Consider the following 26797-nt stretch of genomic DNA (forward strand, 5'->3'; position numbering starts at 1 on the left):
GGGGCCGGAGACCATCATGAGCTTTGCCGATATCTGGTTGTTCCTGCAGCAGGGGGTGCTGTCGGGACTGGTGACGGGCAGCGTGTATGCGTTGCTGGCGGTCGCCGTCGTGATCATCTTCAAGACCACCGACGTGCCCAACTTCGCCCAGGGCGAAATCTTCATGGTGGGCGGCTACATCGCGCTGTTCCTCACGCTGGTGATGGGCTGGCCCTACCTGGCGGTGATCCCGGTCACGCTGGCCGCCGTCGCCCTCGTGTCGGGCCTGTTCCAGCGCGTCGTGATGGAACGCGTCATCGCCTCCAGGGGCGTGGGCGTGCAGATGGTGATCGCCACGCTGGGCCTGGCCTACGCGTTGAAAGGCATGGTCCGGCAGACGGGCCTGGGCGACACGCCGCGCTCGCTGCCGCCGCTGGCGCCCACCGACGCCGTCATCATCGGCGACGCGGTGCTGACCCAGCTGGACATGGTGATCTTCGCCGTGGCGGTGGGCGTCATGCTGCTGCTCTTCTTCATGTTCACCTATACCCGCGTCGGCCGCGCGATGCGCGCCGTCGGCATGAACCCCAAGGCGGCGCGCCTGGTGGGCGTGAACCTGGCGCGCATCCGCATGATGGTGTGGGCGCTGTCCGGCCTGATCTCGGCGGTGGCCGCCCTGCTCATCACGCCCAAGATCCTCATCACCCCGGACATCGGCCACATCGCCATCCTGGCCTACGCCGCCGCGATCGTGGGCGGCATCACCAGCCTGCCCGGCGCAGTGGTAGGCGGCTTCGTGATCGGCGTGGCCGAGAACCTGGTGGGGCTGTTCATCTCGACCAACGCCATCGTGGTCGCGCCGTTCGTCGCCATCATGGTGGTGCTGCTGCTGCGTCCCCAGGGCCTGCTGGGCGGAAAACTGCAGGTGAAGAAAGTATGAGCAACAAGATCGACCGCATTCTTCTCGCGCTGATGGCCGCCCTGCTCGTCGCCCTGCCCTTCACGGCCAGCGGCTACGTCATCTATGTCGTCAACCTGCTGATGGTGTTCGTGGTGCTGGCGCTGGGCCTGCACGTGGTCATCGGCGAGACCGGCCAGTTCGCGCTGTCGCACGCCGCGTTCTACGGCGTGGGCATCTACACCGCCGGCCTCATCAACAATCTGTGGCATCCGCCGTTCTTCCTCTCCATCGTCGCGGGCGGCCTGCTGGCGGCGGCGCTGGGCTACCTGATCGGCGCGCTGGCGCTGCGCATGCGCGACATCTACCTCGCGTTGTCGACCTTCGCCTTCGGCGAGGCCATGCAGTGGGTGTTCCTCAACTGGCAATCGGTCACCAACGGCTCGAACGGTTTCCGGATCTCGCCGGCCACGCTGTTCGGCTATGAACTGGCCTCGGACCTGAAAGCCTACCCCTTCGTCGTGCTGATTACCGCGCTGCTGCTGGCGGCCACCATCGCGCTGTCCCGCTCGCAACTCGGCTCGGCCTTCCGGGCCGTGCGCGAAAGCGAGGTGGCGGCGCAGGCCATGGGCGTGAACGTCAATGCCGTCAAGCGCACCGCCTTCACCATTTCGGCCGCCTATGCCGGCATCGCGGGCGGCATGTATACGACCTTCGCGTCGTTCATCCATCCCGAGAGCCTGGGGTTCCAGACCACCATCCTGATCCTGACGATGGTGGTCGTGGGCGGGATCGGCTCGGTGCGCGGCGCCATCGCCGGCGCAATCGTCTTCGGCCTGATCTCCGAACTCCTGCGCCAGGCCCTCTCGTTCCAGGAAATCATCTACGGCTTCATCCTGATGGGCTTCATGATGTTCGCCCCCAAGGGCCTGTTCGCCGGCCGCGCAGCGCGCCGCCGCGCCCCGCCTCCCGCCGCGCCGTCCCTGTCGCCGCGAAAGGCCGCGGGCGCCGCCAAACCGACGCAAAGGAGCGCGGCATGAGCGCCCATCCCTACCTGGACGTGCAGGGCCTGACCGTGAAATTCGGCGGCCTGACCGCCATCAATGGCCTGTCCATGCAAGTGGAGCGGGGCCGCATCCATGCGCTGATCGGCCCCAACGGCGCCGGCAAGTCCACCACCTTCAACTGCATCTCGCGCTATTACCGCCCGAGCAGCGGCAGCATCCGCTTCGACGGCGCCGACATCACGGCCATGCAGCCGCACGAAATGGCGGCCCTGGGCGTGGCGCGCACCTTCCAGAACCTGGAACTGTTCGGGGCGCTCAGCGTGCGCGAAAACGCCTTGCTCGGCACCTATGCGCACGGCGCCCGCGCCACGGGCAGGCTATTGCGGCCGGCGGCGGCCGAAGCGCGCGAGCGCGTGGAGCATCTGCTCGAACGCGTGGGCCTGGCCGACTTCCTGGACGTGCCCGCGTGCAGCCTGGACTTCGGCCGCCAGAAGATGCTGGAGCTGGCGCGCGCCCTGGCCATCTCGCCCAAGCTGTTGCTGCTGGACGAGCCCGCGGCCGGCCTGCGCAATCGCGAAATCGAAACACTGGACCGCCTGCTGACCGAACTGTGCGAACGCGACGGCATCACGGTGCTGCTGGTGGAGCACGTCATGCAGCTGGTGATGTCGATCTCCGACCGCATCACCGTCATGTCCTTCGGCGAAAAGATCGCCGAAGGCACGCCCGCGGAGGTGCGCAGCAATCCCCGCGTGATCGAAGCCTATCTGGGCAAGGGGGCCGCCGGTGGCTGACATTCTGCTTGAGGTCGATGCCGTATCGGCCGCCTACGGCAATATCCGCGCCCTGCAGGACGTGTCGCTCAAGGTTCCGCAAGGAGCCATCGTCGCGCTGCTGGGCGCCAACGGCGCGGGCAAGTCCACCACGCTCAACGTCGTCTCGCGCCTCGTCGGCGCCACCGCCGGCAGCGTGCGCTTCGACGGCGAACCCATCCACCGCCTGCCGGCCGACGCGGTCGTGGGCCGCGGCATCGTGCAGGTGCCGGAAGGCCGCGAGATCTTCCGCGAAATGAGCGTGCGCGAAAACCTGGAGATGGGCGCCTATCTGCGCCGCGACCGGGCCGCCGTCAAGCAGGACCTGGACATGGTCTGCGACATCTTTCCCCGCCTGCGCGAACGCTACGAACAGCGCGCCGCCACGCTCTCGGGCGGCGAACAGCAGATGTTGGCGACCGGCCGCGCCATGATGGCCCGTCCGCGGATGATCCTGCTGGACGAACCTTCGATGGGCTTGTCGCCGCTGGTGGTGGAACAGATTTTCGACATCGTGCTGCGCCTGAACCGCGAGCAAGGCATCACGATCCTGCTGGTGGAGCAGAACGTGAAGCTGGCGCTGTCCGTGTCCAGCTACGCCTACATCCTGGAAAACGGCGAAATCGCGCTGGAGGGAGCATCCTCCGCGCTCGCCAGCGACGAAGGCGTGCAGCGCGCCTATCTCGGCGCGTAGCGCCGCAAGGAAACGCCATGATTGCAATGCAAGGAAAACGGGTCCTCGTCACGGGTGCCGGACGCGGCCTGGGCGCCACCATCGCCCAGGGCTTCGCCCGGCAGGGCGCGCGGGTCATCGTCGCCGACGTGGACGGCACGCTGGCGGCCGCCTCCGCCCAGGCGATCCGCGACGCGGGCGGCCAGGCCTGGGATGCCGTGCTGGACGTGACCGACGCGGACGCAGTGCGGGCCTTTGCCGCCGAATGCGCGGTCCGCCACGGCGGCCTGGACGTCCTCGTCAACAACGCCGGCATCTCGGCGCGCGCGCCGTTCGACGACCCGCGCACGCCCGAAATCTGGGACCGCCTCATGCGGGTGAACCTGCAGGGCACCTTCAACGTCACCCACGCCTTCGTCGAACAGCTCAAGGCGAGCCGGGGCGCCATCGTCAACCTGTGCTCCATCGTGGCCTACGGCTGCAGCATCTCCACCGCGGGCTACGTGGTGTCCAAGGGCGGCGTGCGCTCGTTCACGGAGGTGCTGGCGCGCGACCTGGCGCCGCATGGCGTGCGCGTGAACGCGGTGGCGCCCGGCCTGATGGAAACCGAAATGACCGCCGGCCAGCGCGCGCAGGCCCACGGCACGGACTGGTACATGCAGCGGGCGCCCATGGCGCGCGCTGGCCGGGCCGACGAAATCGTCGGACCCGTGCTGTTCCTGGCCTCGGACATGGCCAGCTACGTCAATGGCGTGGTGCTGCCCGTCGACGGCGGCTACCTGGCCGTATAAGGAGAGAGCATGAATCTGGGCACGGCATTGGTTACGGGCGGGGCGAGCGGCATGGGGCTGGCGATCGTCGAGCGCCTCGCGCTCGACGGCTTTCGCGTCGTAATGGCGGACCGCAACGCGGAACTCGCGGAACGCGAATCCCGCCGGCTCCGCGAACAGGGGTTGGACGTCGCGCACCGCGTGGTCGACCTGACGGACGAGGGCGCTACGCGCGCGCTGGTCCGCGAGTTCACGCCGCTCAGCGCGCTGGTCAACAACGCCGGCGTCTTCGACGAACGCAAGTTCTTCGACGTCGACAGCGACGATTACCGCCGCGCCTTCGAGATCAACCTGCTGGCGGTGGCGACGCTGACACAGGAAGCCGCGCTCGGCATGGCCCCCGGCGCCAAGATCGTGAACATCGCGTCGCGCGCCTATCTGGGCGCGCGCAACCATCCCCACTATGTCGCCTCGAAGGCCGCGCTGGTGGGCTATACGCGCGCCAGCGCCATGGAACTGGCCCCGCGCGGCATCCTGGTCAACGCCGTCGCCCCCGGGCTCATCGACACGCCGCTGCTGCGCAACCTGACGCCCGAGCGCCTGGCCGCGCAGCTGGCCCTGCAGCCCACCGGCCGCGCCGGCCAGCCGGGCGACGTCGCCAATGCCGTGTCCTTCCTGGCCGCGCCGCACATGGACTTCATTACCGGCCAGGTCATCTTCGTGGACGGCGGCAAATCGTTGGGCGGATCGGGAGCGTAGGCCGGATGGACAGCATCGAATGGGACAGGGAAGTCGACGCGCTGGTCGTCGGCGCGGGCGCGGGCGGCATGACGGCGGCGCTGACCGCGCATGAAGAAGGACTGGACGTCCTGCTGGTGGAAAAAACCGGCCGCGTCGGGGGCTCGACGGCCATCTCGGGCGGCGCGCTATGGATCCCCCTGAACGCGCAGACCGAGGCCGCCGGCCACCCCGACAGTTTCGACCGGGTCTGGACCTACCTCGCGCAGACCGTGGGCGACGCGGCGTCCGACGACATGAAGCGCGCCTATCTGGAAGCCGGCCCGCGCATGATGGACTACCTGAGTTCGCGCGGCCTGTTGCAGGTGGCCGCGCGCACCGCCTCGCCCGACTACTACCCGGACCGCCCCGGCGCCGCGATGGGTGGGCGCTCGCTGGATCCGGTGGAATTCGACGGCCGCAAGCTGGGCCGCCGCTTCCGCGACCTGCGCGACCCCTTGAAAGAGTTCACCGTGCTGGGCGGCATGATGGTCAACATCACCGACGTGCGGCACCTGCTGCGCGCCACCCGCTCCTTCACCGCGTGGCGCCATGGCATGAAGCTGGTGCTGCGCCTTGCAGCCGACCGCGCGCGCGGCTATCACCGCGGCACCCGCCTGCTGCTGGGCAACGCCCTGGCCGCCCAGCTCTTCCATGGCCTGCTGACGCGCGGCGTCGAATACTGGCTGGATACGCCCGTCCAGCGCCTGGTCCGGGACGCCTCCGGCCGCGTCCTGGGCGCCACCGTCGCGTATGCCGGCAAGACGCTCAATATCCGCGCGCGGCGCGGCGTGGTAATGGCCACCGGCGGCTTTCCGTGGGACGCGGAACGGCGCGCCCGCGCCTATCCTCAGCCCACCGGGGATTGGTCCATGTCGCCCCAGGACAATACGGGCGACGGCATCCGCCTGTCGGAGCAGGCGGGCGCCGCGCTGGGCACGGGCTATGCCAGCCCGGCCTTCTGGGCGCCGGTGTCCATCCTGGAGTCTCCAGGCGGCCGGCGCCTGCGCTATCCGCACCTCGTATGGGACCGCGCCAAGCCCGGTCTCATCGCCGTGAACGGCGCCGGCGAGCGCTTCGTCAACGAGTCGACGTCCTACCATGAGTTCGTGCAGGCCATGTACCGCAGCCACGAGACCGTGCCCACCATTCCCGCCTTCCTGGTCTGCGACCAGCGCTTCATCGATACCTGGGGGTTGGGCCTGGCCCTGCCCGGCGGCCGGCCGCGCCAGCACCTGATCGACCAGGGCTACCTGATCCAGGCGCCCACGCTGGCCGCGCTTGCCGCCCGGCTCGGCGTGCCGGCGGAGGCCCTGCAGGCCACGGTGCGCCGCTACAACGCCCACGCGGCGCAAGGCCAGGACCCCGACTTCGGCAAGGGCGGCACGGCCTACAACCGCTACCTGGGCGATCCGGACCACCAGCCCAATCCCTGCCTGGCCCCGCTCGCGGACGAGGGCCGCTACTACGCGGTCAAGGTGTACGCGGGCGATATCGGCACCGCCTGCGGCATCGCGGCCAACGCGAACGCCCAGGCCCTGGACGCCGGCGGCCAGCCCATTCCGGGCCTGTACGTGGCCGGCAACGACATGCAGTCCGTCATGGGCGGCGCCTACCCCGCCCCCGGCATCACGCTGGGCCCGGCCCTCACTTTCGGGTGGGTGGCTGGACAACACCTGGCCCATGCTCAACACTGACGCTTTCCACCGACAAGGATCCTCATGAAAATCTTCTACTCGCCCGCCTCGCCCTTCGTCCGCAAATGCATGGTCATCGCGCATGAGCTCGGCCTGGCCGAGCGCATCGAAAAGCTGCCCAGCGCCGCCGGCCCCGTGGCGCGCGACCAGACCATCATCCCCAGCAACCCGCTGGGCCAGGTGCCCACCTTCATCACCGACGACGGCCAGGCCCTGTTCGACAGCCGCGTGGTCTGCGAGTACCTGAACGACCTGGGCGGCGGCTCCCTGTTCCCCGCCGGCAAGACGCGCTGGCAGGTGCTGACCGAACAATCGATGGCCGACGGCATGCTGGGCGCGGCCCTGCTGGCCCGCTACGAAGCCGTGCTGCGCCCCGAAGGGCTGCGCTGGAACGATTGGGTCCAGGGCCAGCTGGGCAAGGTCCGCGACGGCCTGGCCCTGATCGAGAAGAATGCGGCCGCGCTGGACGGCCGCCTGGACATCGGCACCATCACCATCGGCTGCGCCCTCGGCTACCTGGATTTCCGCTTCCCCGAGTTGGACTGGCGCTCGGCCCACCCGGCCACCGCGGCCTGGTACGAAACCTTCAGCCAGCGCCCGTCGATGCAGGCCACCAAGCCCTGAGCGCGACAGCCTCAAGGCCAACAAGCCTCGGCCGCGGCCGGGGCTTTTCGTTGGCGGGCGCCCGGCGGCGGCCCGGCCGGGCCGCCGCCGCGGCCTTTCCTGTTACAGTGAACCTGTCACCCCGCTGGACCGGCCCTCCCACGGGTCGAACACGACAGGGAGCCCCGCATGAACGTTGCCGCGATCTCCGCCATTGCCCGCGTCGCCGCGCCCTACCCGGCGCGCATCCCGATGCTGGACGAAACCCGCCCCGCCTGGGAAACGCAATGGGCTGCCCGCAGCGCAGCGGCCCGACAAGCCGCGCGCGGCACGCCGGCCGCCTGGGAAGCCCAGCGCCTGGCCCGCGCCGGCCATGTCCCGCCGGCCCTCGCCGCCGGCGTTTCCGCCCCGCCTGTCTCCCGCGATGCCACCGGCGCAAGCACGCGGATCGCCACGCCCGCGCCGGACCTGGACGCCTTGCGCGACCAGTACGCCGACACGCGCATGCGCCGCGCCATCGCTGACTACGCGGCGCAGCCGGGCGCCGCCGCGCCAGGCGCCGGCAACCCGAACGACTGGGGCACGATAGAAGGGCTCGCGCCGCTGCAACCCTACCGGCTCGCCATGGGCAATCCGCAGGTGCAGGAATGGCAGGCCGCCGCGGCCGTCAAGGCTGCCGGCACAGCCATTCCCAAGGTCGCCAACATCGGGGCGACCGAGAACGCCACCGACAACGCGCGCTACCGGCCGGGCTTCGCGCCCTGAACGCTGCCGGCGGGCGCGACACCTGTCCCCGCCCGGCCCATCGGGAAAGAACAGTGCTTCCGCACGTCAGCGAAAAAAAGCCCCCGAACGTTGGCGCTATGTCCAACGTTCGGGGGCAGTCCTCGCAGGGGCTTTTTTCAGGCTCGCGCGATGCTTAATGGAAGAACTCGGCGATCATCGTCGCGCCCAGGAAGGTGCCGGCATTGGCCGCCAGCGACACCACCACGATCTTCCAGCCCAGCTTGCGGAAAGCCGGCAGGTCCTTCAGGATCGACAGGCCAGCCATGGCCAGGATCACGGTCGTGAACGGCAGGAAGTTCACCTTGCCGACCATTGCGATGATCTGGTCCGAATACGGCAGCACGCCGGGGCAGCCCGCCGTCATGGCGATCAGCGACAGCACGAACACGGCCGGCAGCTTGGGCACCACGCGCAGCACCAGGTCGGTGATGACGACCAGCAGGATAATGATGCCCATGCCCGGCAAGGCATCGGCGAACGACACGCCATAGCCCAGGCGGTTGCCCACCAGGGCGAACAGGCCGCACACGACATAGGCGGTCAGGCGGTCGCCGAAGCCCATCTTGGCGCTGTGGGCCGGCACGTCCTCGGACACGCTCTCCTCGACGGCCGCTTCGGCCTTGCCGCGCGAGTAGCGGCCCAGCACGGGTTCCAGCTTGCCGTACAGAAAGATAGTGGTCGGCAGCGAAATGAACAGGGTGAAGTACACGCCGACCACCGTGGTCAGCAGGTTGGCGGCGGCGGCCAGCGCGGCCACCTGGTGCGCGACCTCGGGCGTCTGCTGCGACGCGATCGCGCCCACGCCCGCGGCCATCATGCTGCCCGACCCCACGCCTGCGCCCATGGCGAGCGAACGCGGATCGAAGATGTTGAGGCTGGTGATGAAACCGGCCATCAGCGCCACGAACAGCGCGCCGATCACGGTACCGGTGATGTACTCGGCCATCACGCCCCGGCCTTCCGGCGAGTTCATGCCGTAGCGCTCGCCGATGATGGCGAGGCTGGGTTCGCGGCCCACCGAGAACGTGGCGCCGATGGCTTCGCGCTTGATGCCCAGGAGCAGCGCCAGCGGCAGGCCGATGGCCATCGTGCCGAAGAAGTGGCCGAACTCCTGGAACACCAGGGCCCAGCCGGCTTCGCGCACTTGCGGCAGGGCGCCGCCCACCATCAGGCCCAGCTTGGCCAGGAACGGCAGCAGCGCATACTGCAGATAGCCGCTGATGCGGGTCTGCATCGCGGTGTCGATGCCGGCGCCGGCGGGCAGGCGCTGGCCGAAGGCCGCCACGACCGCGCCGATGAAGATGGCCCACAGCATCGGCTGCAGGATGATCTTGCCCGGGCCCACCGTGAAGGTGACGCTGCCGATCGCTTCGGAAATGACCACCACCAGCAGAATGGCGGCAAGCATGCGGATGCGGCCGGACAACGGCATGGAAGGCAGGGCCAGACTGGCGCTGGCGTGAGACATCGGATTCCCCTGATGAACGTGAATAGTCGTCTTGGCGGCTGCCCGCGGGCCGGAAAGGCCGGCGGCGAACGCGGAAGGGCCGATTTTCGCCGGGGGGCCGACGTGCAAACCATGACAGGACAGGCGCATTAGCGTTGCGTAAAATGCAACGCAAATGCCCTTCCAGGGAAAATTTTGCACGATCCGGCCACGATTAAGGGTAAACCCTAGTAATCGCCTGTGGATCTCCCGCCGCAGTCCCGTCACGGAACCCCCGCCATGGACGAAAAACTGGACGCCCGACGCACCCATTACTTCATGCAGGTCATGAGCCGCGGCTCCGTGCGCGGCGCCGCCGAAGTGCTGGACATGGACCCCTCGGCCGTCAGCCGGGCCATCGCGGCCCTGGAACGCGATTGCGGCATGGCCCTGTTCGAGCGCCGCGGGCGCGGTGTGGTCCCCACCGACGCGGGCCATATCCTGGCCCGCTACGTCAAACGCCAGCAGAACATCCAGGAGAGCTTCTTCTCCGAGATCGACAGCCTGCGCAACGCCGAACGCGGCCACATCGACCTGGTGCTGGGCGAAGGCTTCGTCGAGATGATGTTCGACCAGGTGCTGCCCGGCTATTGGCGCAGCCATCCCGAGGTCACGCTGGACATCGACGTGGCCCGCACCTCCGAGATCGTGCAGCGCATCGTCGACGACCGCGCTTACATAGGGTTGGTGTTCCAGCCGCCCAACGACGCCCGCCTGCGCACCCACTACGCGCGGCCCGAACCGATCCGGGCCATCGTGCGCCAGGACCACCCGCTGACCCGCCTGCGCCGCCCCCTGCTGCTGACCGACCTCGCCGACTATCCCGGCGCCTCGATGCAGGAAGGCTTCGGGGTCCGCCAGCACATCCAGGCCGCCGAAATCAGCGAACAGGTGCGGCTGCGCAACGTGCTGACCACGTCCTCCTTCAAGGCGCTGTGGCAATTCGCCGCCGCCGGCATCGGCTACGCGCTGACGCCGCCCATCGCGGTGACGGCCGACATGCGCGCCCAGCGCCTGGCCAGCCTGCCGCTGGCCAACCCCATCCTCAACCAGGGCAGCCTGCAGGTCCTGAGCCGCGCCGGCCGGCACATCTCGCCCGCCGCGCGCGAACTGCTGGACCACATCGTGCGCGGCATCGGCGCCCCCGCCGCCCCGACCGCTGATACGGTCGAGTAAGGCGAATCTGCATCTGTTTTCCCGACAAGCCGCGGCCTACAGTGCCCGCATCCGCCACGACGCCAGGAGAATAAACATGCTCGGTTTCTTGCGCACGGTCAAATCCGTGCTGTGGGGATTCTTCGGCGTACGCCGCGGCAAGGGCTACGATGCCGACATCGCCAACAACAAACCGGCTCCGCTCATCCTGACCGGCCTGCTGATGGCGCTTTGCCTGGTCGTCATCCTGGTTTTGGTCGCCCGCTGGGCCGTGAACGCCGCGTTGTAAAACAGAGGCAGTAGATGCCGGGCGTGCGCTCAAGGGGCAGATCGCCTACTGGGCGCCAAGCTTCGCAAAAACAGCCGCCCGAAAGCGAGGCAACGGTTTCCACAACAGATCGCTTGTTGTAAACAACCTCCGCAAAAATAGCCGGCCCGCCGCCGGGCCGCCCCAAGGCGGGCCAGCCCCCTTGGGGGCAGCAAGCGAGCGCAGCGTGGGGGCCTAATTACTTTATTACCAGAATGACTTAGACGGTCGCGGCGGCTGCCTGTTACGGTTATGAATCCCCTCCCTGGCGCTTTGCGCCTAGCGACCGCAGGGGCTTCAGACCGAGAAGACTTCAAGGGCAGTGACATGTACGTGTATGACCCCGTCGACCAGCAGCTCGTCGAGCAGCGCGTGGCGCAGTTCGCCGACCAGACCCGCCGCTTTCTCGACGGCCAGCTGACCGAAGACGAATTCCGCGTTCTGCGGTTGCAGAATGGCCTGTATATCCAGCGCCATGCGCCGATGCTGCGCGTGGCCATCCCGTACGGCATGCTGGCCTCCCGCCAGCTGCGCACGCTGGCGCACATCGCGCGCAAGTGGGATCGCGGCTACGGCCATTTCAGCACCCGCCAGAACATCCAGTTCAACTGGCCCAAGCTCGAAAACGTGCCGGACATCCTGGCGGAGCTGGCCACGGTCCAGATGCACGCCATCCAGACCAGCGGCAACTGCATCCGCAACACCACCACCGACCACTTCGCCGGCGTCGCGCCGGACGAGCTCGTGGATCCGCTGATCTGGTGCGAGATCATCCGCCAGTGGTCCACGCTGCATCCCGAATTCGCGTTCCTGCCCCGCAAGTTCAAGATCGCCGTCAGCGGCGCCGTGCAGGACCGCGCCGCGGTCGGCGTGCACGACATCGGCCTGCAGGCGGTGGAGCGCGACGGCAAGCTGGGCTTCCGCGTCTGGGTGGGCGGCGGCCTGGGCCGCACGCCCATCGTGGGCAAGCTGATCAACCCCTTCGTCGAATGGCAGGACCTGCTGACCTATCTGCAGGCCGCGCTGCGGGTCTACAACCTGCATGGCCGCCGCGACAACAAGTACAAGGCGCGCATCAAGATCCTGGTGAAGGACCTGACGCCGGAAGTCTACGCGCAACAGGTCGACGAACAGTGGCAGCTCATCAAGGGCGGGCCCGACACCATCACCCAGGAATTCGTGGACACCATCAAGGCCCGCTTCGTCTGGCCGCAGTACGATGCCGCGGCCGCGCAGGACGCGGACAATACCGCCGCGCTGGCCGCCGCCGACCCGCGCTTCGCCCGCTGGCTGCGCACTAACGTGCATCCGCACAAGGTGCCGGGCTACGCCGCCGTCACCGTGTCGCTCAAGGCCACCGGCGTGCCGCCGGGCGACGTCACCGCCGACCAGATGGACGCGGTGGCCGACCTGGCCGACAACTACGGCTTCGGCGAATTGCGCGTCTCGCACGAGCAGAACCTGATCCTGGCCGACGTCCGCCGCGCGCGCCTGCACGACCTCTGGACCGCGCTGGAAGGCCTGAACCTGGCGACGCCCAACATCGGCCTGCTGACCAACATCATCGCCTGTCCGGGCGGAGACTTCTGCGCGCTGGCCAATGCCGTCTCCATTCCCGTGGCCGAAGCCATCCAGCGCCAGTTCGACAACCTCGACTACCTGTTCGAGATCGGCGAACTGGACCTGAACATCTCGGGCTGCATCAATTCCTGCGGCCATCACCACGTCGGCCACATTGGCATCCTGGGCGTCGACAAGGCCGGCGAGGAGTGGTACCAGGTCACGATCGGCGGCCGCCAGAACGGCGCGGCCAAGCCCCTGCCCGACATCGAATCGACGCGCGGCGGCGGCGCCGCGATCGGCCGCATCATCGGCCCCTCGTTCGCGCGCGAACAGGTCGCCGGCGTGGTCGACCGCCTGATCCGCACCTACCTGGGCCTGCGCGACAGCGAGGAAGAGCGCTTCATCGACGTGGTGGACCGCGTCGGCATCGACCCCTTCAAGCAGGACGTCTATTCGGACCCCGCCTTCGCCAAACCCACGCAGACCGCGGAGCCCGCCCATGCCTGACATCTACGCCCACGACGCCCCCGGCCCCCACCTGATCCGCGGGGGCCGGCTGGAAGCCGACGCGTCGCGCCTCTTCACGCCCGAGCCCGAAGTGGCCGCGGAAGGCCAGGTACCCGGCGACGAGCCGGGCTGGATCGTGCCGCTGTCCACCTGGAAGACCTCGCACGCCACGCTGCGCCGCCATCGCCACCCCGTCGCGATCCTGCTGGAGCCCGACGCCGACCTGCGCGACTTGGCCAATGCGGATGGCGCGCTGGATCCCGCCGGCATCGCCTTCATCGCCGTGGACTTCCCGGTCTACACCGACGGCCGCGGCTACTCGCTCGCGCAGCTGCTACGCACGCGCTACGGCTGGCAGGGCGAGCTGCGCGCGGTCGGCGACGTGATGATCGACACCATCCACTACCAGGCGCGCGTCGGCTTCGACAGCTTCCTGGTCAAGCCCGGGCATGATCCGCACAAGGCCCTGGAGGCCTTCAAGACGTTCACGGTGCACTACCAGAAAACCTACCGCGCGCCGGTGCCGGCGGCCGCCTAATCCGGCTCCCGCCAGAACATGGGAACGGGCGCCAGCTGCGCCCGGATCAAGTCGGCGATGCTGCGCTGGCGCGGCGCCTGCATGCGGCTGATCAGGCTGGACACGCTGACGGCCAGGCGCGGATAGCCTTCGGCATCGCATAGCGCCACCCCCACCCCCAGCACCCCCGGCACCGCGGCGTTGCCCACCACGGACCAGCCGCGCCCCCGTGTGTTCTCCACCAGGCGGCGCATCTGGGCCACCGTCATGCCTCCGTAGGCGCGCAGCGCCTGCTCGTTCTGCGCCATCACTTCCTCGGCTTCGTCCGGCGGCAACGCCGCCAGCAGCGCCAGCCCGGCCGCGCCCACGCCCAGCGGCTGGCGATGCCCCACCGTCACCGCCAGCACCTGCACGGGGTAGTTCCCCACTTCCCGGTGCAGGCATAGCGAATCGTTCCCCGCCCGGCAGATGAGGAAGGCCGAATCGCCGCTCACGTCGCTGATCTGGCGCAGCACCGGCCGCAGGCCGCGCACCGCCTGGGCATGCGGATCGCCGGCCATCATCACGCCCAGCTCCGCCACCCGCCAGCGCGGCGCCTCCGATTCGCGCAGCGCGTAGCCCTCCTGCACCAGCACGTCCAGGTAGCGATAGACCGTGGACCGCTGCATGCCCGCCGCGCGGGCGATGTCGACGACGTGCATCCCCGCCGCGCCGGCCTGGCGCAACACCCCCAGCACGCGCAGCCCGCGGCGCAATACCCGCGGCCCCGCCCCTTCCGATTCAGGCTTGTTCAATTTTTGGACACGTTGCATTGATGAGGGCTCTATCAAAGCCCAATATGAATCCGGGCAGACGAAGAGCTGTCCAAATATTAGACAAAACAGGACGGAGACAACAATGAAGACTTTCAGCAAGCGGTGGGCCCGGGCGGCGGCCCTGGCCACGGTCCTCGCGACCCCTGCCCTGGCGGCCAAACCCTATCCGGAGCGTCCCGTGACGCTGGTCGTCGGCTATGCCGCCGGCGGCGCCACCGACATCGTCGCGCGGTTGGTGGCGAAGTCGCTGTCGGAAGAACTGGGCCAGACCTTCGTGGTCGAGAACAAGACGGGCGCCAATAGCAACATCGGCGCGGAAATCGTCTCGCGCGCGGCGCCGGACGGCTATACGCTGTACGTGGGCTCGATCGCCAACACGATCAACCGCACGCTCTACAGCCAGCTCAACTACGACTTCGTGAAGGGGTTCGAGCCCGTCGGGCTGCTGGCGACCATTCCGAACATCCTGGTGGTCAATCCCAAGCTGCCGGTCAAGACGGTGCAGGAATACATCGCCTACGCGAAGAAGAATCCTGGCAAGCTGACCTGCGCCTCGTCCGGCAGCGGTTCCTCCATCCACCTGTCGTGCGAACTGTTCAAGATGCAGACCGGCACCGACATCCTGCACGTGCCCTACCGCGGCAGCGGCCCGGCCGTGGCCGACCTGCTGGGCGGCCAGGTGGACTCCATGTTCGACAACCTGCCCTCCTCCCTGCCGCACGTGCAGGCCGGCAAGCTGCGCGCCATCGGCGTGACCTCGCCCCAGCGCCTGGATGCCGTTCCCGATACGCCCACGCTGGCGGAGTCCGGCCTGCCCGGCTTCGACGTGGAATCCTGGTTCGGCCTGGTGGCGCCCGCGGGCACCCCCAAACCGGTCATCGACCGCCTCAACCAGGCCCTGAACAAGGCGCTGGCCAGCCCGGCGCTGCAGGCCTCGTACAAGCAATCCGGCTTCTACGCCCCGCAACCGCCCAACTCGCCCGAATCGTTCGGCAAGAAGATCGCCAGCGAGATCGACAAATGGGGCGCAGTCGTCAAGAACGCCAACCTCAAAGCCAACTAGATCCTGTCCACGCTTAAAGGAGCACAGGTGTACCCGATCGATTTCTTCTTCCGCGCCGCCGAGCAGCATCCCGACCGGATCGCGCTGGACGGCCCCGAGGGCCAGGTCACGTACGCGCGGCTGGCCGCCGACACGCGCGCGCTGGCCGCGGCGCTGCAAGACCTGGACCCCGCGCCGCAGACGCGCGTGGCCATCTGCGCCGGCAACTCGGCGCGGCACATCCTGGCGCTGCTGGCCGTGCTGGCCAGCGGCAAGGTGTGGGTGCCTCTGAACTACCGCAGCACCGAGCGCGAGATCGGGCGCATCCTGGACGCCACGGAGCCGTCCATCGTCATCGTCGACGGCGCGGGCGCGCCGCTGGCCCCCGAATCCGGGGCGCCGGCGAGCCGGCGGCACATCCACCTGGACGACGCCTCGGCCCCGCTGGCCCTGGACGCGCTGCTGGCCCGCCATGCCGGCACCGCGCCGCGGCGCCATGCCCTGCCGCGCGACGCCACCCAGGCCATCAAGTTCACCGGCGGCACCACCGGGCTGCCCAAGGGCGTGATGCAGCCCTACCATGCCTGGAACGCCGGCATCATCAACCAGATCGCCAGCTGGGAGCTCACGCAGGACGACCGCTACGTCGTCGCCGCGCCCATCACGCACGGCACCGGCACCTATCTGCTGCCGGTGCTGGCCCGCGGCGGCGCCCATCTGCTGCTCGACGCCGTCAATCCGGCCAGCATCACGGCCGCCTTCCGCGAACGCGGCGGCACGCTGAGCTTCATGCCGCCCACGCTGATCTACATGATCATGGCGCAGCCCGGCGTCTCGCGCGCCGACTTTCCGCGCCTGCGCAACCTGATCTACGGCGGCGCCCCCATGCCCGTGGAGAAGATCGACAAGGCGCGCGCCTTCTTCGGCCCGGTGCTGGGCACCACCTACGGGCAGACCGAAGCGCCGCAGATCGTCACCGTGCTACGCCCCGCCGACCTCGAAGCGCCGGAGAACCGCGCCGCGGTCGGACGCGTCACCTGGCTGTCCGACCTGGCCATCATGGGCCCGGACGGCGCGCTGCTGCCCCGCGGCGAGATCGGCGAGGTGGTCGTGCAGGGCGACCTGGTGATGTCGGGCTACTGGCGGCTGCCGGAAAAAACCGCCGAGACGATCGTGGACGGCTGGCTGCACACTGGCGACACGGGGCTGGTCGACGCGCGCGGCTATCTGTTCCTGAAGGACCGCTTGCGCGACGTGATCATCACCGGCGGCTTCAACATCTATCCCGTGGACGTCGAGAATGCCCTGTCCGCGCATCCCGCCGTGTACGAATGCTCGGTCTTCGGGCTGCCCGACGAAAAATGGGGCGAGGCCGTGCACGCCGCCGTCCAGTTCCATCCCGGCGCGAGCGCCGGCGAAGACGAGCTCAAGGCGCACGTGCGCGGCCTGCTCGGCCCCGTCGCCACGCCCAAGCAATTCCACATCCACGACAGCCTGCCGCGCTCCAGCGTGGGCAAGGTATTGAAGAACGCCGTGCGCGACGCGGCTCAGAAGGAAACACCATGAAAACGCCCGAAACCCGCCTCTGCGCCCATCACCTCACCGGCATGTCGTACCGCGACGTGGACCTGGTCGAGGACCTGATCGGCAAGAAGACCTTCACCGAAGTCATGATCATGCAGATCCTGGGCCGCGAGGCGCGCCCCGTCGACCTGCGCATCGTCGACGCGGTGCTCGTCACCCTGATGGAGCACGGCATGACGCCCAGCGCCATCGCCACCCGCCTGATCTACATGAGCGCGCCGGAGAACCTGCAGGGCGCGGTCGCCTCGGGCCTGATGGCGGTGGGCAGCCAGTTCGTGGGCACCATGGAAAACTGCTCGCGCCTGCTGGACCGCATCCGCCAGGCGACGGACGAGGAGGCCGAGGCGCTGGCGATCGCCCGCGAATTCCGCGCATCGCGCCAGGCCCTGCCCGGCTTCGGCCATCACCTGCACAAGCCCGACGACCCGCGCTCGATCAAGCTGCTGGCGCTGGCCGAAGCCGAGCCGGAGCTGAAGGGCGATTCGATCAAGGCGCTGCGGCTGCTGGCGTCGGCGATCGACGCGACCTACGGCAGACACATCACCATCAACGCCACCGGCGCCGTGGCGGCGCTGCTGAGCGAGATCGGCGTGCCCACCGACCTGATGCGCGGCTTCGCCGTAATCTCGCGCGCGGCCGGCCTGGTGTCCCACGTGGCGGAAGAACAGCAAAGCCCGTCCGGCCGCTACATCTGGGAAACCATCGATCACGCCATCCCCTACGTGGGCGCGGGCAAGTCGCGCCAGGACGACGGCCAGTCATGACGGCCGGCCACGAACCCCGGCTGGCGGGCAAGGTCGTGCTGGTGGCCGGGGCCGGCTCCTCGGCCGCCGGCTGGAGCATCGGCAAGGCCAGCTGCGTGACGATGGCGCGCCAAGGCGCCGCCATCGTCGCGCTGGACTCCCAACGGGAAGCCGCCGAGGACGCGGCTCATGAAGTCGAAAAGGCCGGCGGCAGCGCCCTGCCCGTGCAGGCGGACGTGGCCGATCCCGCGGCCATGCAGGCCGCGGTGGACGCCGCCCTGCGCCGCTACGGACGCATCGACGTGCTGCAGGCGAATGCCGGCATCGGCAAGGTGGGCGGCCCGGAGGACATCTCGCTGGAAGACTGGGACCGCATCCAGCAGGTGAACGTGTCCAGCCTGCTCATCGCCACGCGGCTGCTGGCGCCGCTCATGCGCGAACAGGGCGGCGGGGCCATCGTGACCGTGTCGTCCGTGGCCGGCATCCGCTACACCGGTTATCCGCACCTGGCATACAGCGTGAGCAAGGCGGCCGTAATCCACTTCGCGCGCATGGCCGCACAGCAATACGCCGCCGACCGCATCCGCGTGAACACGGTGATTCCCGGCCTGATCGACACGCCGCGCGTGGCGAAGAACGTCGCGCGCATGTTCGATGCCGATGCCCGGGCCGCCAGCGCGGCGCGCGACCGGCAGGTGCCGATGGGCCGCATGGGCACGCCTTGGGAAGTGGCGAACGCCGTGGCGTTCCTGGCCTCGGACGAGGCGTCCTACATCACGGGCACGGAGTTGCTCGTGGATGGCGGGCTGACGGGGAAATATGCGTGATGGGTTTCGCGCGTTTGATGCGGGAGTTCTTGCGAGCGCGGTCTTGCGCTGCCCCCTCCTACTTCATGCCTTCCCAGTGCGGGCCGGGCACCACGATATCGAAGAGCTCCAGCACGCGCGCCACGGTGTGGTCCACCATCTCATCGATGGAGGCCGGGCGGTGGTAGAACGCCGGCAGCGGCGGAAACACGATGCCGCCCATTTCGGTCACGGCCGTCATGTTGCGCAGGTGCGCCAGGTTGAAAGGCGTTTCGCGCACCATCAGGACCAGGCGCCTGCGTTCCTTGAGGGTTACGTCGGCGGCGCGGGTGATCAGGTTGTCCGAAAGGCCGTGCGCCACGGCCGCCAGCGTGCGCATGGAGCACGGCACGATCACCATGCCGGCGGTCTGGAACGCGCCGCTGGCGAGGGTGGCGCCCACGTCGCGCACGCTGTGCACGTGATCCGCCAGCGCGTAGACATCATGGCGGCTGACGTCCAGCTCGTGCTTGATGTTCAGCACGCCGGACGCCGACACCACCAGATGCGTCTCCACATCGTCCACGCCGCGCAGCGCTTGCAGCATGCGCACCGCGTAGAGCGCCCCGGTGGCGCCCGTGATGCCGATGACCAGTCGCCGCATGGACCGCTCAGGCCATGGCGCCGGATTGTTCCAGCAGGGTCTTCAGTTCGCCGGAGTCATTCATCTCGTTCATGATGTCCGAGCCGCCGATGAACTCGCCGCCCACGTACAGCTGCGGGATGGTGGGCCAGTTGGAGAATTCCTTGATGCCCTGGCGGACTTCGTCGTCCTCCAGCACATTGACGGTGACCAGCTTCTTCACGCCACAGCCCTTCAGGATCTGGATGGCCTTGCCGGAAAAGCCGCATTGCGGGAACTGGGCGGTGCCCTTCATGAACAGCACGACGGGGTGCTGGGTCACGGTTTCGCGGATGAATTCTTGAACGTCGCTCATGGTGGTCTCTCGGACAGGCGTAGGGAATACGCCAATTATAGGTACAGCGGCAAAAAGCGCCCCGGATACCCCGGGCCGCGCTCCGGGAATCGGCCTGCGGGCCCCTCAACATGGTGTCTGACACCCGCGGGAGCCCCCTCAGCCTGCGCCGGCGTCCCCGGGGGGGGGGCAGACACCCGGGACGGACGCGGGCCCCTCGCTGGCGCCCGGCGCTCCCCCGGGAAGCCGGCCGCCGGAGATCCGCTCGATGCCGGCCAGGTCCCGCCGGCTGTGGACGCCGTCGAACCCGGCTTGCGCCAGCAGGTCGCGCACCGCCTCGGCCTGGTCCCAGCCGTGCTCCATCCACAGGGCGCCGCCCCGCTTCAGGTGGCGGCCCGCGCCCCGCGCGATGCGGGCCAGGTCTTCCAGCCCGCCCGCGCCGTCGGTCAGCGCGCCGCGTGGCTCGAAGCGCACGTCGCCCTGGTCCAGGTGCGGATCGTCGCAGGCCACATAGGGCGGGTTGGACACGATCAGGTCGAAGCCCTCGCCCGCGGGCACGGCTTCGTACCAACTGCCCTCGACCAGGCGGACGGAGGCCGCCAGATCCCAGGCGTTGGCGGCCGCCACGGCCAGCGCGGCGGCGCTGACGTCGGAAGCCATCACCCGCGCATCGCGGCGCGCCAGGGCGATGGAAATCGCGATCGCCCCGCTGCCCGTGCCCAGGTCCAGCACTGCGGGCGCGGCCAGGCCCGCCAGGCATTCCAGCGCGGTCTCGACCAGCACCTCGGTATCCGGGCGCGGGATCAGCACGTCGGGCGTGACGCGAAAGCGGTGCCCCATGAACTCGCGATGGCCCAGCAGATAGGCCATGGGTTCGCCCGACAGGCGCCGCTGCGCCAGCGATTCGTAGGCGGCGGCCACCTCGGGCAGCAGCGGGTCGGTGTCATGCGCCAGCAGCCAGGCGCGCGGCTTGCCCAGCACGTGCTCCAGCAGCATGCGCACTTCCAGCCGGGGCAGGCGCGCGTCGAGCAGCAAGGTCTTGAGCTGGGGCGGCGTCATGGCGCAAGCCCGTTCAAATGTCGTCGCCCAGGGCCGCCAGCTGCTCGGCCTGGTGCTCGGCGATCAGCGCGCCGGTCAATTCCTCAAGGTCGCCTTCCATGATCTGCTGCAGCTTGTACAGCGTCAGGTTGATGCGGTGGTCGGTCACGCGGCCCTGCGGGAAGTTGTAGGTGCGGATGCGCTCGGAGCGGTCGCCCGAGCCGATCAGGCTCTTGCGCTCGGCCGCTTCCTTGCTCTGCCGCTCGCGGATTTCCTTGTCTTTCAGGCGCGCGGCCAGCACCTGCATGGCCTTGTCCTTGTTGCGGTGCTGGGAACGGTCGTCCTGGCATTCCACCACCAGCCCGGTCGGCAAGTGGGTGATGCGCACCGCCGAATCGGTCTTGTTGATGTGCTGCCCGCCCGCGCCGCTGGCGCGAAACGTATCGATCCGCAGGTCGTTCGGGTTGATGACGATGTCCGACATTTCGTCGGCTTCCGCCATGATGGCCACGGTGCAGGCCGAGGTGTGGATGCGGCCCTGCGCCTCGGTGGCGGGAACGCGTTGCACCCGGTGCGCGCCGGACTCGAACTTCAGGCGGCCGTAGGCGCCGTCGCCGTCGATGCGCGCGATCACTTCCTTGTAGCCGCCCAGCTCCGACGCGCTTTCCGACATCAGCTCGACGCGCCACCCGCGCTGTTCCGCGTACCGCGAGTACATGCGCAGCAGGTCGCCGGAGAACAGCGCGCTCTCGTCGCCGCCCGTGCCCGCGCGGATTTCCAGGAACACGCTGCGCCCGTCATTGGGGTCGCGCGGCAGCAACAGCAGCTGCAACGCGGCTTCCAGTTCTTCCAGCTTGGCGCGCCCGCCCTTGATCTCCTCCTCGGCCATGGACTTCAGGTCCGGATCCGACAGCATCTCCTGGGCGGTGGCCAGATCCTCCTCGGTGCGGGCGAAGGCCGTGAAGGCCTCGACCACGGGTTCCAGTTCGGCGCGCTCGCGCGAGAGCTTGCGGAAACGCTCCATATCGGACGCGGTCTCCGGTTCGGCGAGCAGGGCGTCGACCTCGATGAGGCGGTGGCACAGATGCTCCAGCCGGCTGCGCATGGAAGATTTCATGGGGAATGACCAAAAAGAAAAGCGGGAAAGCGGGCGCCCAAAAGACGAACGCCCGCCGAGAGGGCGGGACGTGGGGCAGCGTCGCTAACGGCGGGAGTCGCGGCCGGGGAACAGGCGCGGCATCCAGGCAAGCAGTTGCTTGCGGTCGTCGCCTTCGCTGCGGTTCAGCGCCGCCAGCGGGCCATGCAGGTATTTCTGCGTCAGGCCATGGGCCAGCTGCTCAAGCACGGCCTCGGGCGATTCGCCCCGCGCCAGCAGCTTGCGGGCGCGTTCCAGTTCGGCGGCGCGGACGTCCTCGGCGGCCTGGTGCAGGTCGCGGATGACGGGAACCACTTCGCGGGATTGCATCCAGTGCATGAAGCCCTGGACGCGGGTTTCGATGATGGCCTCGGCCTGCACCACGGCGGCGCGGCGCGCGTCCGTGCCGGTCTGCACCAGGCGGCCGAGGTCGTCCACCGAATACAGATACACGTCGTCCAGGCGGCCGACTTCGGGTTCGATGTCGCGCGGGACGGCCAGGTCGATCATGACCATCGGACGGTGGCGGCGCAGGCGCGTGGCCCGCTCCACCATCCCCAGGCCGAGGATGGGCAGGGAGCTTGCCGTACAGGACACGACCACGTCGAACTCGGACAGGCGGTCGGTCAGGTCGGACAGCTTCATGGTGCTGGCCGAAAAACGGTTGGCGAGGATCTCGGCGCGCTCGGCCGTGCGGTTGGCCACCACCATGCTGCGCGGACGCTGCGCGGCGAAGTGCGTGGCGCACAATTCGATCATTTCGCCCGCGCCGATGAACAGCGTGCGGGCCTGGTCCAGATTGCCGAACACGCGTTCGGCCAGGCGGACGGCGGCGGCGGCCATGGACACCGACTGCGCGCCGATGGCGGTCTGCGACCGCACTTCCTTGGCCACCGAGAAGGTGCGCTGGAACATCTGGTGCAGCAAGGTGCCCAGGGCCCCGGCTTCGCCGGCGGCGCGCACGGCGTCCTTCATCTGGCCCACGATCTGGGTTTCGCCCAGCACCATGGAATCCAGGCCGCTGGCCACGCGGAACGCATGGCGGACGGCGTCGTCCTGGTGATGGCGGTACAGGTGCGGGCGCAGCGCGCCGGCGTCCAGGCGGTTGTGCTCGGCCAGCCAGGCAGGCAGCTGGTCGGCGACGTGGCCGTCGGCCGCGCAATAGATCTCGGTCCGGTTACAGGTGGAGAGGATCGCGGCTTCGCGCACGGAGCCGCCGAACGCCGAGCGCAGGCCTTCCAGCGCGGGCTTCACCAGATCGACGGGCATGGACACGCGTTCGCGGACCGAAACCGGCGCGGACGTGTGATTCAGACCGAAGGCAAGGACAGCTACCGACATGTGGGAGGGACGGCAAGGCCATCCGCGCGTAAGCGTTAAGAACTGCCACCAGGAAAACTGCGCCACAGTAGAGTCTGTAGCGTCAGACCGCTAATGATTATACCCCTGCGGGTTATCCCCAGGCCACCCCAAGCCCCGACCGCGACCCCGTGTCGCACCTTCCGTACCCTCAAACCAACAGTGCCCGTCGCCGGCCCGCTTCCGCCCGGGCGAAGAATGTTCGGCGTTTTTGGCCGCCGACTGGCACAAGTCCAAAAATTTCGTGTATAGTTGCGGACTTCGTTGGCCTGGTAGCTCAGTCGGTAGAGCAGAGGATTGAAAATCCTTGTGTCGGTGGTTCGATTCCGCCCCAGGCCACCAGCATTACAAAGGCCCAGTACTCGCAAGAGCACTGGGCCTTTTCACATTCCATCCCCGGACGGCCCCAGGGCTTCGTCCCCTTCCCCTTCCCCGAGCTTCCGCGATATCGTAGGAAGCCCCTCCGCAACGCCGTCCGCAGCATCCACCCACCGGAGCCGCGACATGCGCGCCCATGCCAAGACGCTTTTCCGCCTGATCGCAACGATGCTGATGGCGGGCCTGCTCGGCTCCGCGCACGGACAGGACAAGCCCGCGCCCGCCGCCCAGCCAGCGGCGCCGGTGCCGCCGGCGATCCAGATGGCGGACATTCCACTGCGCGCCGATACCGACCACCGTTACGCTGAAGGCGTGATCGAAAGGGTTGCGGCGACCGATCCGGCCGACGCGCTGGCGCCCCGCCTGGAGGCGATCGCGCGGTCCGTCGACGAGAAACTTCACCAGTTCCAGCCCGCCCAGTTGCGCACCCTGCCCGTCATGCGCCTGGAAAGCCTGGAACGGCACTGGGTATTCGACGCGCGCCGGTTCGACCGCTGGCAGGCGGACATGCAACGGGTGACTTCCGCCTATGCGAGCGACGCGGCGGAACTGGCCCGGCGCGGGGATGCCTGGCAAGCCCTCAAGAACGCGCCCGGCGCCGCCAGCCTGCCCCCCGCCCTGATGTCTCGGGTGGACTCGGTCCTCGCGCAACTGGCACTGGCCGAGCAGGCGCTGTCCGGCCCCCTGGCCCGCCAGATCGCGCTGGGCCAGCGCGCCGCCGCCGTCGAAGGGCGGCTCATGACGGGGCAGCGAGAGGTCGCCGGCGCCATCGACGATATCGATGCGCGCCTGCTGCAGCTCGACGCGCCGCCGCTGTGGGCCGCCACGGACAAGCCCGCCGCCCCCGGCGAAGCGATGGCGCTGCTGCGCACCGGCATGGACCTGGAGCTGCGCTTCGCGCGCGAGTACGCCGCGGCCGATACCAGCAACCAGCGCGCGCTGCACGTCTTGCAGGTGGTCCTGCTGCCGCTGCTGCTGTGGCTGGCCTGGCGCAGCCGCCACGCCATCCGGGCCCGCGAGATGAGCGAGACGGCCGCCAGGGTGCTGGGGCGGCCCTTCTCCGCCTGGCTGCTGCTGGCCATGATGGGCGTGCTGCTGCTGGAAGCGGACGCGCCGCTGGTCGTGCAGCAGTTCGCGCTGCTGCTGGCCGTCGTTCCTGTGCTGCGACTGCTGCCGCCGACCACCCGCCAGCAGCTCGGCGCCTGGCCATACGCGATCACGGGCCTGTACCTGGTCGAACGGCTGGGCGTGCTGTTCCTCGCCAGCGAAACCTGGTATCGGCTCCACAGCCTGGCCCTCACGCTGCTGGCGTTGGCGACCGTGCTCTGGCTGCTGATGCGCGGCCGGCGGCGGCCGGACGCGCCCGCGCCGACCCGGCTGCATCAGACCTTGCGCGCCATCGCCTGGGGCGCCGCGGCGCTGCTCGCCGTCTCCGCCATCGCCAACATCGTGGGCAACCTGTCGCTGGCCGAGATGTTGACCAGCGCCACCGTCAGCAGCGGCTACTTCGGCCTGATGCTGTATGCGGGCGTGACCATCATCGTCACGCTGCTGCAGCTGTTGCTGGCGCGGCCGGGCGTGTCGCGCTTCCGGATCGCGCGCGAGCACGCCCCGCCCCTGGTGCAGTTGCTGATCCGCCTGGTGACGGTCGGCGCGGCCGTCGGCTGGGCCATTTATGCGATGGACCGCTACCGCGTCTTGCGCGCCACCTACGCCCTCGTGACCGAGGTGCTGTCCTACACGTTCGCGTTCGGCAACATCAGCATCAGCCTGGGCAACATCCTGGTGTTCGTCATCTCGGTGCTGATCGCGTTCTGGGCGGCGCGCACGATCCGCCTGGTGCTGCACGAGGAGTTGCTCAACCGCATGCCGCTGCCGCGCGGAGTGGGCAACAGCATCGCCTCGCTGACCTACTACTCCGTGCTGCTGCTGGGACTCGCCGTCGCGCTCTCGGCGGCCGGCGTCAAGGCCAGCCAGCTGGCCATCGTGCTCGGCGCCCTCGGCGTGGGTATCGGCTTCGGCCTGCAGAACGTGGTCAACAACTTCGTCTCGGGCCTGATCCTCATGTTCGAGCGTCCGATCCAGCCCGGCGACGTGGTGGAGATCGGCGACACCTCCGGACAGGTGCGCGACATCGGCATGCGCGCCACCCGTATCCGGACCTTCGAAGGCGCCGACGTGGTGGTGCCCAACGGCACCCTGCTGTCGGAAAAACTGACCAACTGGACCATGCTGGACCGCAACCGCCGCATCGAGATCAACGTGGGCCTGGCCTACGGCACGGACCCCGCGCAGGCCATCGAACTGCTGGCGTCGGTCGCGCGGGGAACGCTAGGCGTTTCCACCCAGCCGGCGCCCATCGCGATGTTCATGGGCTTCGGCGCCAATACCCTGGACTTCAGCGTCCGCGCCTGGACGCCCGACTTCGACCAGTGGATGTCCATCCGCAGCGACATGCTGTCGCGGATGTACGAGGCGCTGAAGCAGGCCGGCATCGACATCCCTTTCCCGCAGACCGACCTGCACCTGCGCAGCATTTCCGAGGAAGCCGGCGCCATGCTCGCCCAAGCCCGCCGCACCGCCCCGGACAACGGCCCCGCGCCCATCTAACGCCGATATTGTGTATAGTGGCGGACTTTCGCGTTGGCCTGGTAGCTCAGTCGGTAGAGCAGAGGATTGAAAATCCTTGTGTCGGTGGTTCGATTCCGCCCCAGGCCACCAAGCATTCGATGCCCAGCCCTAAAAGCTGGGCATTTTCATTTGTGCGTCAGGGAATTAGCCATCAAGCAGGTTCGTCCAAAAGCTTGGCCTCCATTTCAAAGCGCCCCTGCTCGAAGCGATGAGTGGGAAGCATGACGTAATCGAGCGCGAGCTTATTAATAAAGGCGATGCGATGCCATGGCACAATCGGCAATCTGATTAGGGCATCACTCAACTCATCGTCGGAATCGTCCAACAAGGGGCCGAAGACCCCGAATAGGTCGCCACAATCTTCGAGCGCCACACTGCGCCGCAGGCCACTTGAAAACTGATAAGAAACCTGTGTCGCCAAGGCGCAAATCCGCTCGGTCTCTTCTTGGTTCCTTGCCTTTTCCGCTTCCAAGTTCTCCCGAGCGATCAATCCATCGGTCACCAGCTGTTCATACTGTTCATCCGTGATCGTAATCTGGTTACTTACGCGCTGGACGTCAGCCTCGGAGAAATCTTCCAGGCCTACGCCGTCGCAGGCGATCGCCTCCACAATTTCCCAGTCGCGCCGAGCAGGCATTTGCAGATCCACATGGTCTTCGTACTTGCCATGCTCAGGACCATAATCATCGTAAGCCTCACTCGAGAAATACAGATCGCTAATGGCTTGCCTACGGATAATACCATCTGGTTTGCCAAAGCTCTCGACACAGACG

26 protein-coding genes and 2 tRNA genes are annotated in these 26797 nt (G+C 68.4%); 20 read left to right on the forward strand and 8 right to left on the reverse strand.

Translation table 11 applies throughout. From position 1 onward, the window contains the following. The first annotated feature begins 16 nt into the window (after positions 1 to 16). The 9 genes from ADE01S_RS20735 to ADE01S_RS20775 all read left to right on the forward strand — a co-directional run bounded on the left by ADE01S_RS20735 (position 17) and on the right by ADE01S_RS20775 (position 7981). Positions 17 to 919: a branched-chain amino acid ABC transporter permease gene (locus ADE01S_RS20735; protein ID WP_062683639.1), complete on the forward strand. Its 903-nt coding sequence runs from the start codon at positions 17 to 19 to the stop codon at positions 917 to 919. Beyond that, positions 916 to 1917, forward strand: a complete 1002-nt coding sequence (locus ADE01S_RS20740; protein WP_062683640.1) for a branched-chain amino acid ABC transporter permease — start codon at positions 916 to 918, stop codon at positions 1915 to 1917. The genes ADE01S_RS20735 and ADE01S_RS20740 overlap by 4 nt, the downstream gene beginning before the upstream one ends. Further along, positions 1914 to 2678, forward strand: coding sequence for an ABC transporter ATP-binding protein (locus ADE01S_RS20745; protein ID WP_062683641.1), 765 nt, complete (start codon positions 1914 to 1916; stop codon positions 2676 to 2678). The genes ADE01S_RS20740 and ADE01S_RS20745 overlap by 4 nt, the downstream gene beginning before the upstream one ends. Continuing rightward, positions 2671 to 3390 (forward strand): ABC transporter ATP-binding protein, encoded by a 720-nt coding sequence (locus ADE01S_RS20750; protein ID WP_082775862.1) that lies wholly within the window; start codon positions 2671 to 2673, stop codon positions 3388 to 3390. The genes ADE01S_RS20745 and ADE01S_RS20750 overlap by 8 nt, the downstream gene beginning before the upstream one ends. A 17-nt stretch (positions 3391 to 3407) precedes the next feature. Next, positions 3408 to 4160 carry an SDR family NAD(P)-dependent oxidoreductase gene (locus ADE01S_RS20755; RefSeq protein ID WP_062683642.1) on the forward strand — a complete coding sequence of 251 codons (753 nt, stop codon included), beginning with the start codon at positions 3408 to 3410 and terminating at the stop codon, positions 4158 to 4160. 9 nt (positions 4161 to 4169) lie between these two features. Next, positions 4170 to 4898: an SDR family NAD(P)-dependent oxidoreductase gene (locus ADE01S_RS20760; RefSeq protein ID WP_062683643.1), complete on the forward strand. Its 729-nt coding sequence runs from the start codon at positions 4170 to 4172 to the stop codon at positions 4896 to 4898. Positions 4899 to 4903: 5 nt separating this feature from the next. Then, positions 4904 to 6613, forward strand: coding sequence for an FAD-dependent oxidoreductase (locus tag ADE01S_RS20765; protein WP_062683644.1), 1710 nt, complete (start codon positions 4904 to 4906; stop codon positions 6611 to 6613). A gap of 24 nt (positions 6614 to 6637) precedes the next feature. Next, positions 6638 to 7237, forward strand: coding sequence for a glutathione S-transferase (locus ADE01S_RS20770; protein WP_062683645.1), 600 nt, complete (start codon positions 6638 to 6640; stop codon positions 7235 to 7237). A gap of 168 nt (positions 7238 to 7405) precedes the next feature. Continuing rightward, positions 7406 to 7981 (forward strand): hypothetical protein, encoded by a 576-nt coding sequence (locus ADE01S_RS20775; protein WP_062683646.1) that lies wholly within the window; start codon positions 7406 to 7408, stop codon positions 7979 to 7981. Positions 7982 to 8135: 154 nt separating this feature from the next. Here the strand turns inward: ADE01S_RS20775 and ADE01S_RS20780 are convergent, their stop codons facing one another. Beyond that, positions 8136 to 9470, reverse strand: a complete 1335-nt coding sequence (locus tag ADE01S_RS20780) for a DUF3100 domain-containing protein (protein WP_062683647.1) — start codon at positions 9468 to 9470, stop codon at positions 8136 to 8138. 258 nt (positions 9471 to 9728) lie between these two features. Here ADE01S_RS20780 and ADE01S_RS20785 point away from each other — a divergent pair, with 258 nt between their 5' ends. The 4 genes from ADE01S_RS20785 (at position 9729) to ADE01S_RS20800 (ending at position 13558) form a co-directional block, all read left to right on the forward strand. Further along, positions 9729 to 10664, forward strand: coding sequence for a LysR family transcriptional regulator (locus ADE01S_RS20785; RefSeq protein WP_062683648.1), 936 nt, complete (start codon positions 9729 to 9731; stop codon positions 10662 to 10664). Between the two features lie 76 nt (positions 10665 to 10740). Then, entirely contained in the window at positions 10741 to 10932 is a 192-nt protein-coding gene (locus ADE01S_RS20790; RefSeq protein ID WP_062683649.1) for a DUF2970 domain-containing protein, read from the forward strand. Positions 10933 to 11277: 345 nt separating this feature from the next. Continuing rightward, positions 11278 to 13020, forward strand: a complete 1743-nt coding sequence (locus ADE01S_RS20795) for a nitrite/sulfite reductase (RefSeq protein ID WP_062683650.1) — start codon at positions 11278 to 11280, stop codon at positions 13018 to 13020. After that, positions 13013 to 13558: a DUF934 domain-containing protein gene (locus ADE01S_RS20800; protein ID WP_062683651.1), complete on the forward strand. Its 546-nt coding sequence runs from the start codon at positions 13013 to 13015 to the stop codon at positions 13556 to 13558. The genes ADE01S_RS20795 and ADE01S_RS20800 overlap by 8 nt, the downstream gene beginning before the upstream one ends. On the opposite strand, the gene ADE01S_RS20805 is transcribed toward ADE01S_RS20800, so the two are convergent. Further along, positions 13555 to 14331 carry an IclR family transcriptional regulator gene (locus ADE01S_RS20805; protein WP_062683652.1) on the reverse strand — a complete coding sequence of 259 codons (777 nt, stop codon included), beginning with the start codon at positions 14329 to 14331 and terminating at the stop codon, positions 13555 to 13557. The two genes, ADE01S_RS20800 and ADE01S_RS20805, sit on opposite strands and share 4 nt — an antisense overlap. A gap of 103 nt (positions 14332 to 14434) precedes the next feature. On the opposite strand from ADE01S_RS20805, the gene ADE01S_RS20810 reads away from it, so the two are divergent. Genes ADE01S_RS20810 through ADE01S_RS20825 form a run of 4 tightly spaced genes read left to right on the forward strand, consistent with a single transcriptional unit; the run spans position 14435 to position 18548 of the window. Next, positions 14435 to 15415 (forward strand): Bug family tripartite tricarboxylate transporter substrate binding protein, encoded by a 981-nt coding sequence (locus tag ADE01S_RS20810; RefSeq protein WP_062683653.1) that lies wholly within the window; start codon positions 14435 to 14437, stop codon positions 15413 to 15415. Between the two features lie 27 nt (positions 15416 to 15442). Next, on the forward strand, positions 15443 to 16960 hold the full coding sequence (locus tag ADE01S_RS20815; RefSeq protein WP_062683654.1) for a class I adenylate-forming enzyme family protein: 1518 nt from the start codon (positions 15443 to 15445) through the stop codon (positions 16958 to 16960). Further along, positions 16957 to 17742 (forward strand): citryl-CoA lyase, encoded by a 786-nt coding sequence (locus ADE01S_RS20820; protein ID WP_062683655.1) that lies wholly within the window; start codon positions 16957 to 16959, stop codon positions 17740 to 17742. The genes ADE01S_RS20815 and ADE01S_RS20820 overlap by 4 nt, the downstream gene beginning before the upstream one ends. Beyond that, a complete protein-coding gene (locus ADE01S_RS20825) occupies positions 17739 to 18548 on the forward strand; it encodes an SDR family NAD(P)-dependent oxidoreductase (protein ID WP_062683656.1) in 810 nt (269 codons plus the stop codon). Before ADE01S_RS20820 ends, ADE01S_RS20825 begins: the two co-directional genes overlap by 4 nt. Positions 18549 to 18606: 58 nt before the next feature. Here the strand turns inward: ADE01S_RS20825 and ADE01S_RS20830 are convergent, their stop codons facing one another. The 5 genes from ADE01S_RS20830 to hemA form a co-directional block, all read right to left on the reverse strand. Beyond that, positions 18607 to 19170 (reverse strand): UbiX family flavin prenyltransferase, encoded by a 564-nt coding sequence (locus tag ADE01S_RS20830; RefSeq protein WP_062683657.1) that lies wholly within the window; start codon positions 19168 to 19170, stop codon positions 18607 to 18609. A 7-nt stretch (positions 19171 to 19177) separates the two neighbouring features. Beyond that, positions 19178 to 19504 (reverse strand): Grx4 family monothiol glutaredoxin, encoded by a 327-nt coding sequence (grxD, locus tag ADE01S_RS20835; RefSeq protein WP_062683658.1) that lies wholly within the window; start codon positions 19502 to 19504, stop codon positions 19178 to 19180. Between the two features lie 138 nt (positions 19505 to 19642). Beyond that, positions 19643 to 20542, reverse strand: coding sequence for a peptide chain release factor N(5)-glutamine methyltransferase (gene prmC, locus ADE01S_RS20840; protein WP_062683659.1), 900 nt, complete (start codon positions 20540 to 20542; stop codon positions 19643 to 19645). 13 nt (positions 20543 to 20555) lie between these two features. Beyond that, on the reverse strand, positions 20556 to 21638 hold the full coding sequence (prfA, locus tag ADE01S_RS20845) for a peptide chain release factor 1 (RefSeq protein ID WP_062683660.1): 1083 nt from the start codon (positions 21636 to 21638) through the stop codon (positions 20556 to 20558). 84 nt (positions 21639 to 21722) lie between these two features. After that, positions 21723 to 22997: a glutamyl-tRNA reductase gene (gene hemA / locus ADE01S_RS20850; RefSeq protein WP_062683661.1), complete on the reverse strand. Its 1275-nt coding sequence runs from the start codon at positions 22995 to 22997 to the stop codon at positions 21723 to 21725. Between the two features lie 284 nt (positions 22998 to 23281). Here hemA and ADE01S_RS20855 point away from each other — a divergent pair. The 3 genes from ADE01S_RS20855 (at position 23282) to ADE01S_RS20865 (ending at position 26114) form a co-directional block, all read left to right on the forward strand. After that, a tRNA-Phe gene (locus ADE01S_RS20855) sits at positions 23282 to 23357 on the forward strand. A 162-nt stretch (positions 23358 to 23519) separates the two neighbouring features. Then, the gene (locus ADE01S_RS20860; RefSeq protein WP_062683662.1) at positions 23520 to 26003 is read left to right on the forward strand and encodes a mechanosensitive ion channel domain-containing protein; all 2484 of its coding nucleotides are present in this window, start codon (positions 23520 to 23522) and stop codon (positions 26001 to 26003) included. Positions 26004 to 26038: 35 nt separating this feature from the next. Then, a tRNA-Phe gene (locus tag ADE01S_RS20865) sits at positions 26039 to 26114 on the forward strand. Positions 26115 to 26175: 61 nt separating this feature from the next. Here the strand turns inward: ADE01S_RS20865 and ADE01S_RS31835 are convergent. Then, positions 26176 to 26797, reverse strand: a 622-nt coding sequence (locus ADE01S_RS31835; RefSeq protein ID WP_167543426.1) for a hypothetical protein, incomplete at its 5' end; no start/stop codon positions are given.

This window comes from Achromobacter denitrificans NBRC 15125, assembly GCF_001571365.1.
GTDB lineage: Bacteria > Pseudomonadota > Gammaproteobacteria > Burkholderiales > Burkholderiaceae_B > Achromobacter > Achromobacter denitrificans.

Bases quoted from the DNA above. Each gene is read 5' to 3' on its own strand.
- ADE01S_RS20735 (WP_062683639.1), top strand. From the start codon at position 17: ATGAGCTTTGCCGATATCTGGTTGTTCCTGCAGCAGGGGGTGCTGTCG.
- ADE01S_RS20740 (WP_062683640.1), top strand. From the start codon at position 916: ATGAGCAACAAGATCGACCGCATTCTTCTCGCGCTGATGGCCGCCCTG.
- ADE01S_RS20745 (WP_062683641.1), top strand. From the start codon at position 1,914: ATGAGCGCCCATCCCTACCTGGACGTGCAGGGCCTGACCGTGAAATTC.
- ADE01S_RS20755 (WP_062683642.1), top strand. From the start codon at position 3,408: ATGATTGCAATGCAAGGAAAACGGGTCCTCGTCACGGGTGCCGGACGC.
- ADE01S_RS20760 (WP_062683643.1), top strand. From the start codon at position 4,170: ATGAATCTGGGCACGGCATTGGTTACGGGCGGGGCGAGCGGCATGGGG.
- ADE01S_RS20765 (WP_062683644.1), top strand. From the start codon at position 4,904: ATGGACAGCATCGAATGGGACAGGGAAGTCGACGCGCTGGTCGTCGGC.
- ADE01S_RS20770 (WP_062683645.1), top strand. From the start codon at position 6,638: ATGAAAATCTTCTACTCGCCCGCCTCGCCCTTCGTCCGCAAATGCATG.
- ADE01S_RS20775 (WP_062683646.1), top strand. From the start codon at position 7,406: ATGAACGTTGCCGCGATCTCCGCCATTGCCCGCGTCGCCGCGCCCTAC.
- ADE01S_RS20780 (WP_062683647.1), bottom strand. From the start codon at position 9,470: ATGTCTCACGCCAGCGCCAGTCTGGCCCTGCCTTCCATGCCGTTGTCC.
- ADE01S_RS20785 (WP_062683648.1), top strand. From the start codon at position 9,729: ATGGACGAAAAACTGGACGCCCGACGCACCCATTACTTCATGCAGGTC.
- ADE01S_RS20790 (WP_062683649.1), top strand. From the start codon at position 10,741: ATGCTCGGTTTCTTGCGCACGGTCAAATCCGTGCTGTGGGGATTCTTC.
- ADE01S_RS20795 (WP_062683650.1), top strand. From the start codon at position 11,278: ATGTACGTGTATGACCCCGTCGACCAGCAGCTCGTCGAGCAGCGCGTG.
- ADE01S_RS20800 (WP_062683651.1), top strand. From the start codon at position 13,013: ATGCCTGACATCTACGCCCACGACGCCCCCGGCCCCCACCTGATCCGC.
- ADE01S_RS20810 (WP_062683653.1), top strand. From the start codon at position 14,435: ATGAAGACTTTCAGCAAGCGGTGGGCCCGGGCGGCGGCCCTGGCCACG.
- ADE01S_RS20820 (WP_062683655.1), top strand. From the start codon at position 16,957: ATGAAAACGCCCGAAACCCGCCTCTGCGCCCATCACCTCACCGGCATG.
- ADE01S_RS20825 (WP_062683656.1), top strand. From the start codon at position 17,739: ATGACGGCCGGCCACGAACCCCGGCTGGCGGGCAAGGTCGTGCTGGTG.
- ADE01S_RS20830 (WP_062683657.1), bottom strand. From the start codon at position 19,170: ATGCGGCGACTGGTCATCGGCATCACGGGCGCCACCGGGGCGCTCTAC.
- grxD (WP_062683658.1), bottom strand. From the start codon at position 19,504: ATGAGCGACGTTCAAGAATTCATCCGCGAAACCGTGACCCAGCACCCC.
- prmC (WP_062683659.1), bottom strand. From the start codon at position 20,542: ATGACGCCGCCCCAGCTCAAGACCTTGCTGCTCGACGCGCGCCTGCCC.
- prfA (WP_062683660.1), bottom strand. From the start codon at position 21,638: ATGAAATCTTCCATGCGCAGCCGGCTGGAGCATCTGTGCCACCGCCTC.
- hemA (WP_062683661.1), bottom strand. From the start codon at position 22,997: ATGTCGGTAGCTGTCCTTGCCTTCGGTCTGAATCACACGTCCGCGCCG.
- ADE01S_RS20860 (WP_062683662.1), top strand. From the start codon at position 23,520: ATGCGCGCCCATGCCAAGACGCTTTTCCGCCTGATCGCAACGATGCTG.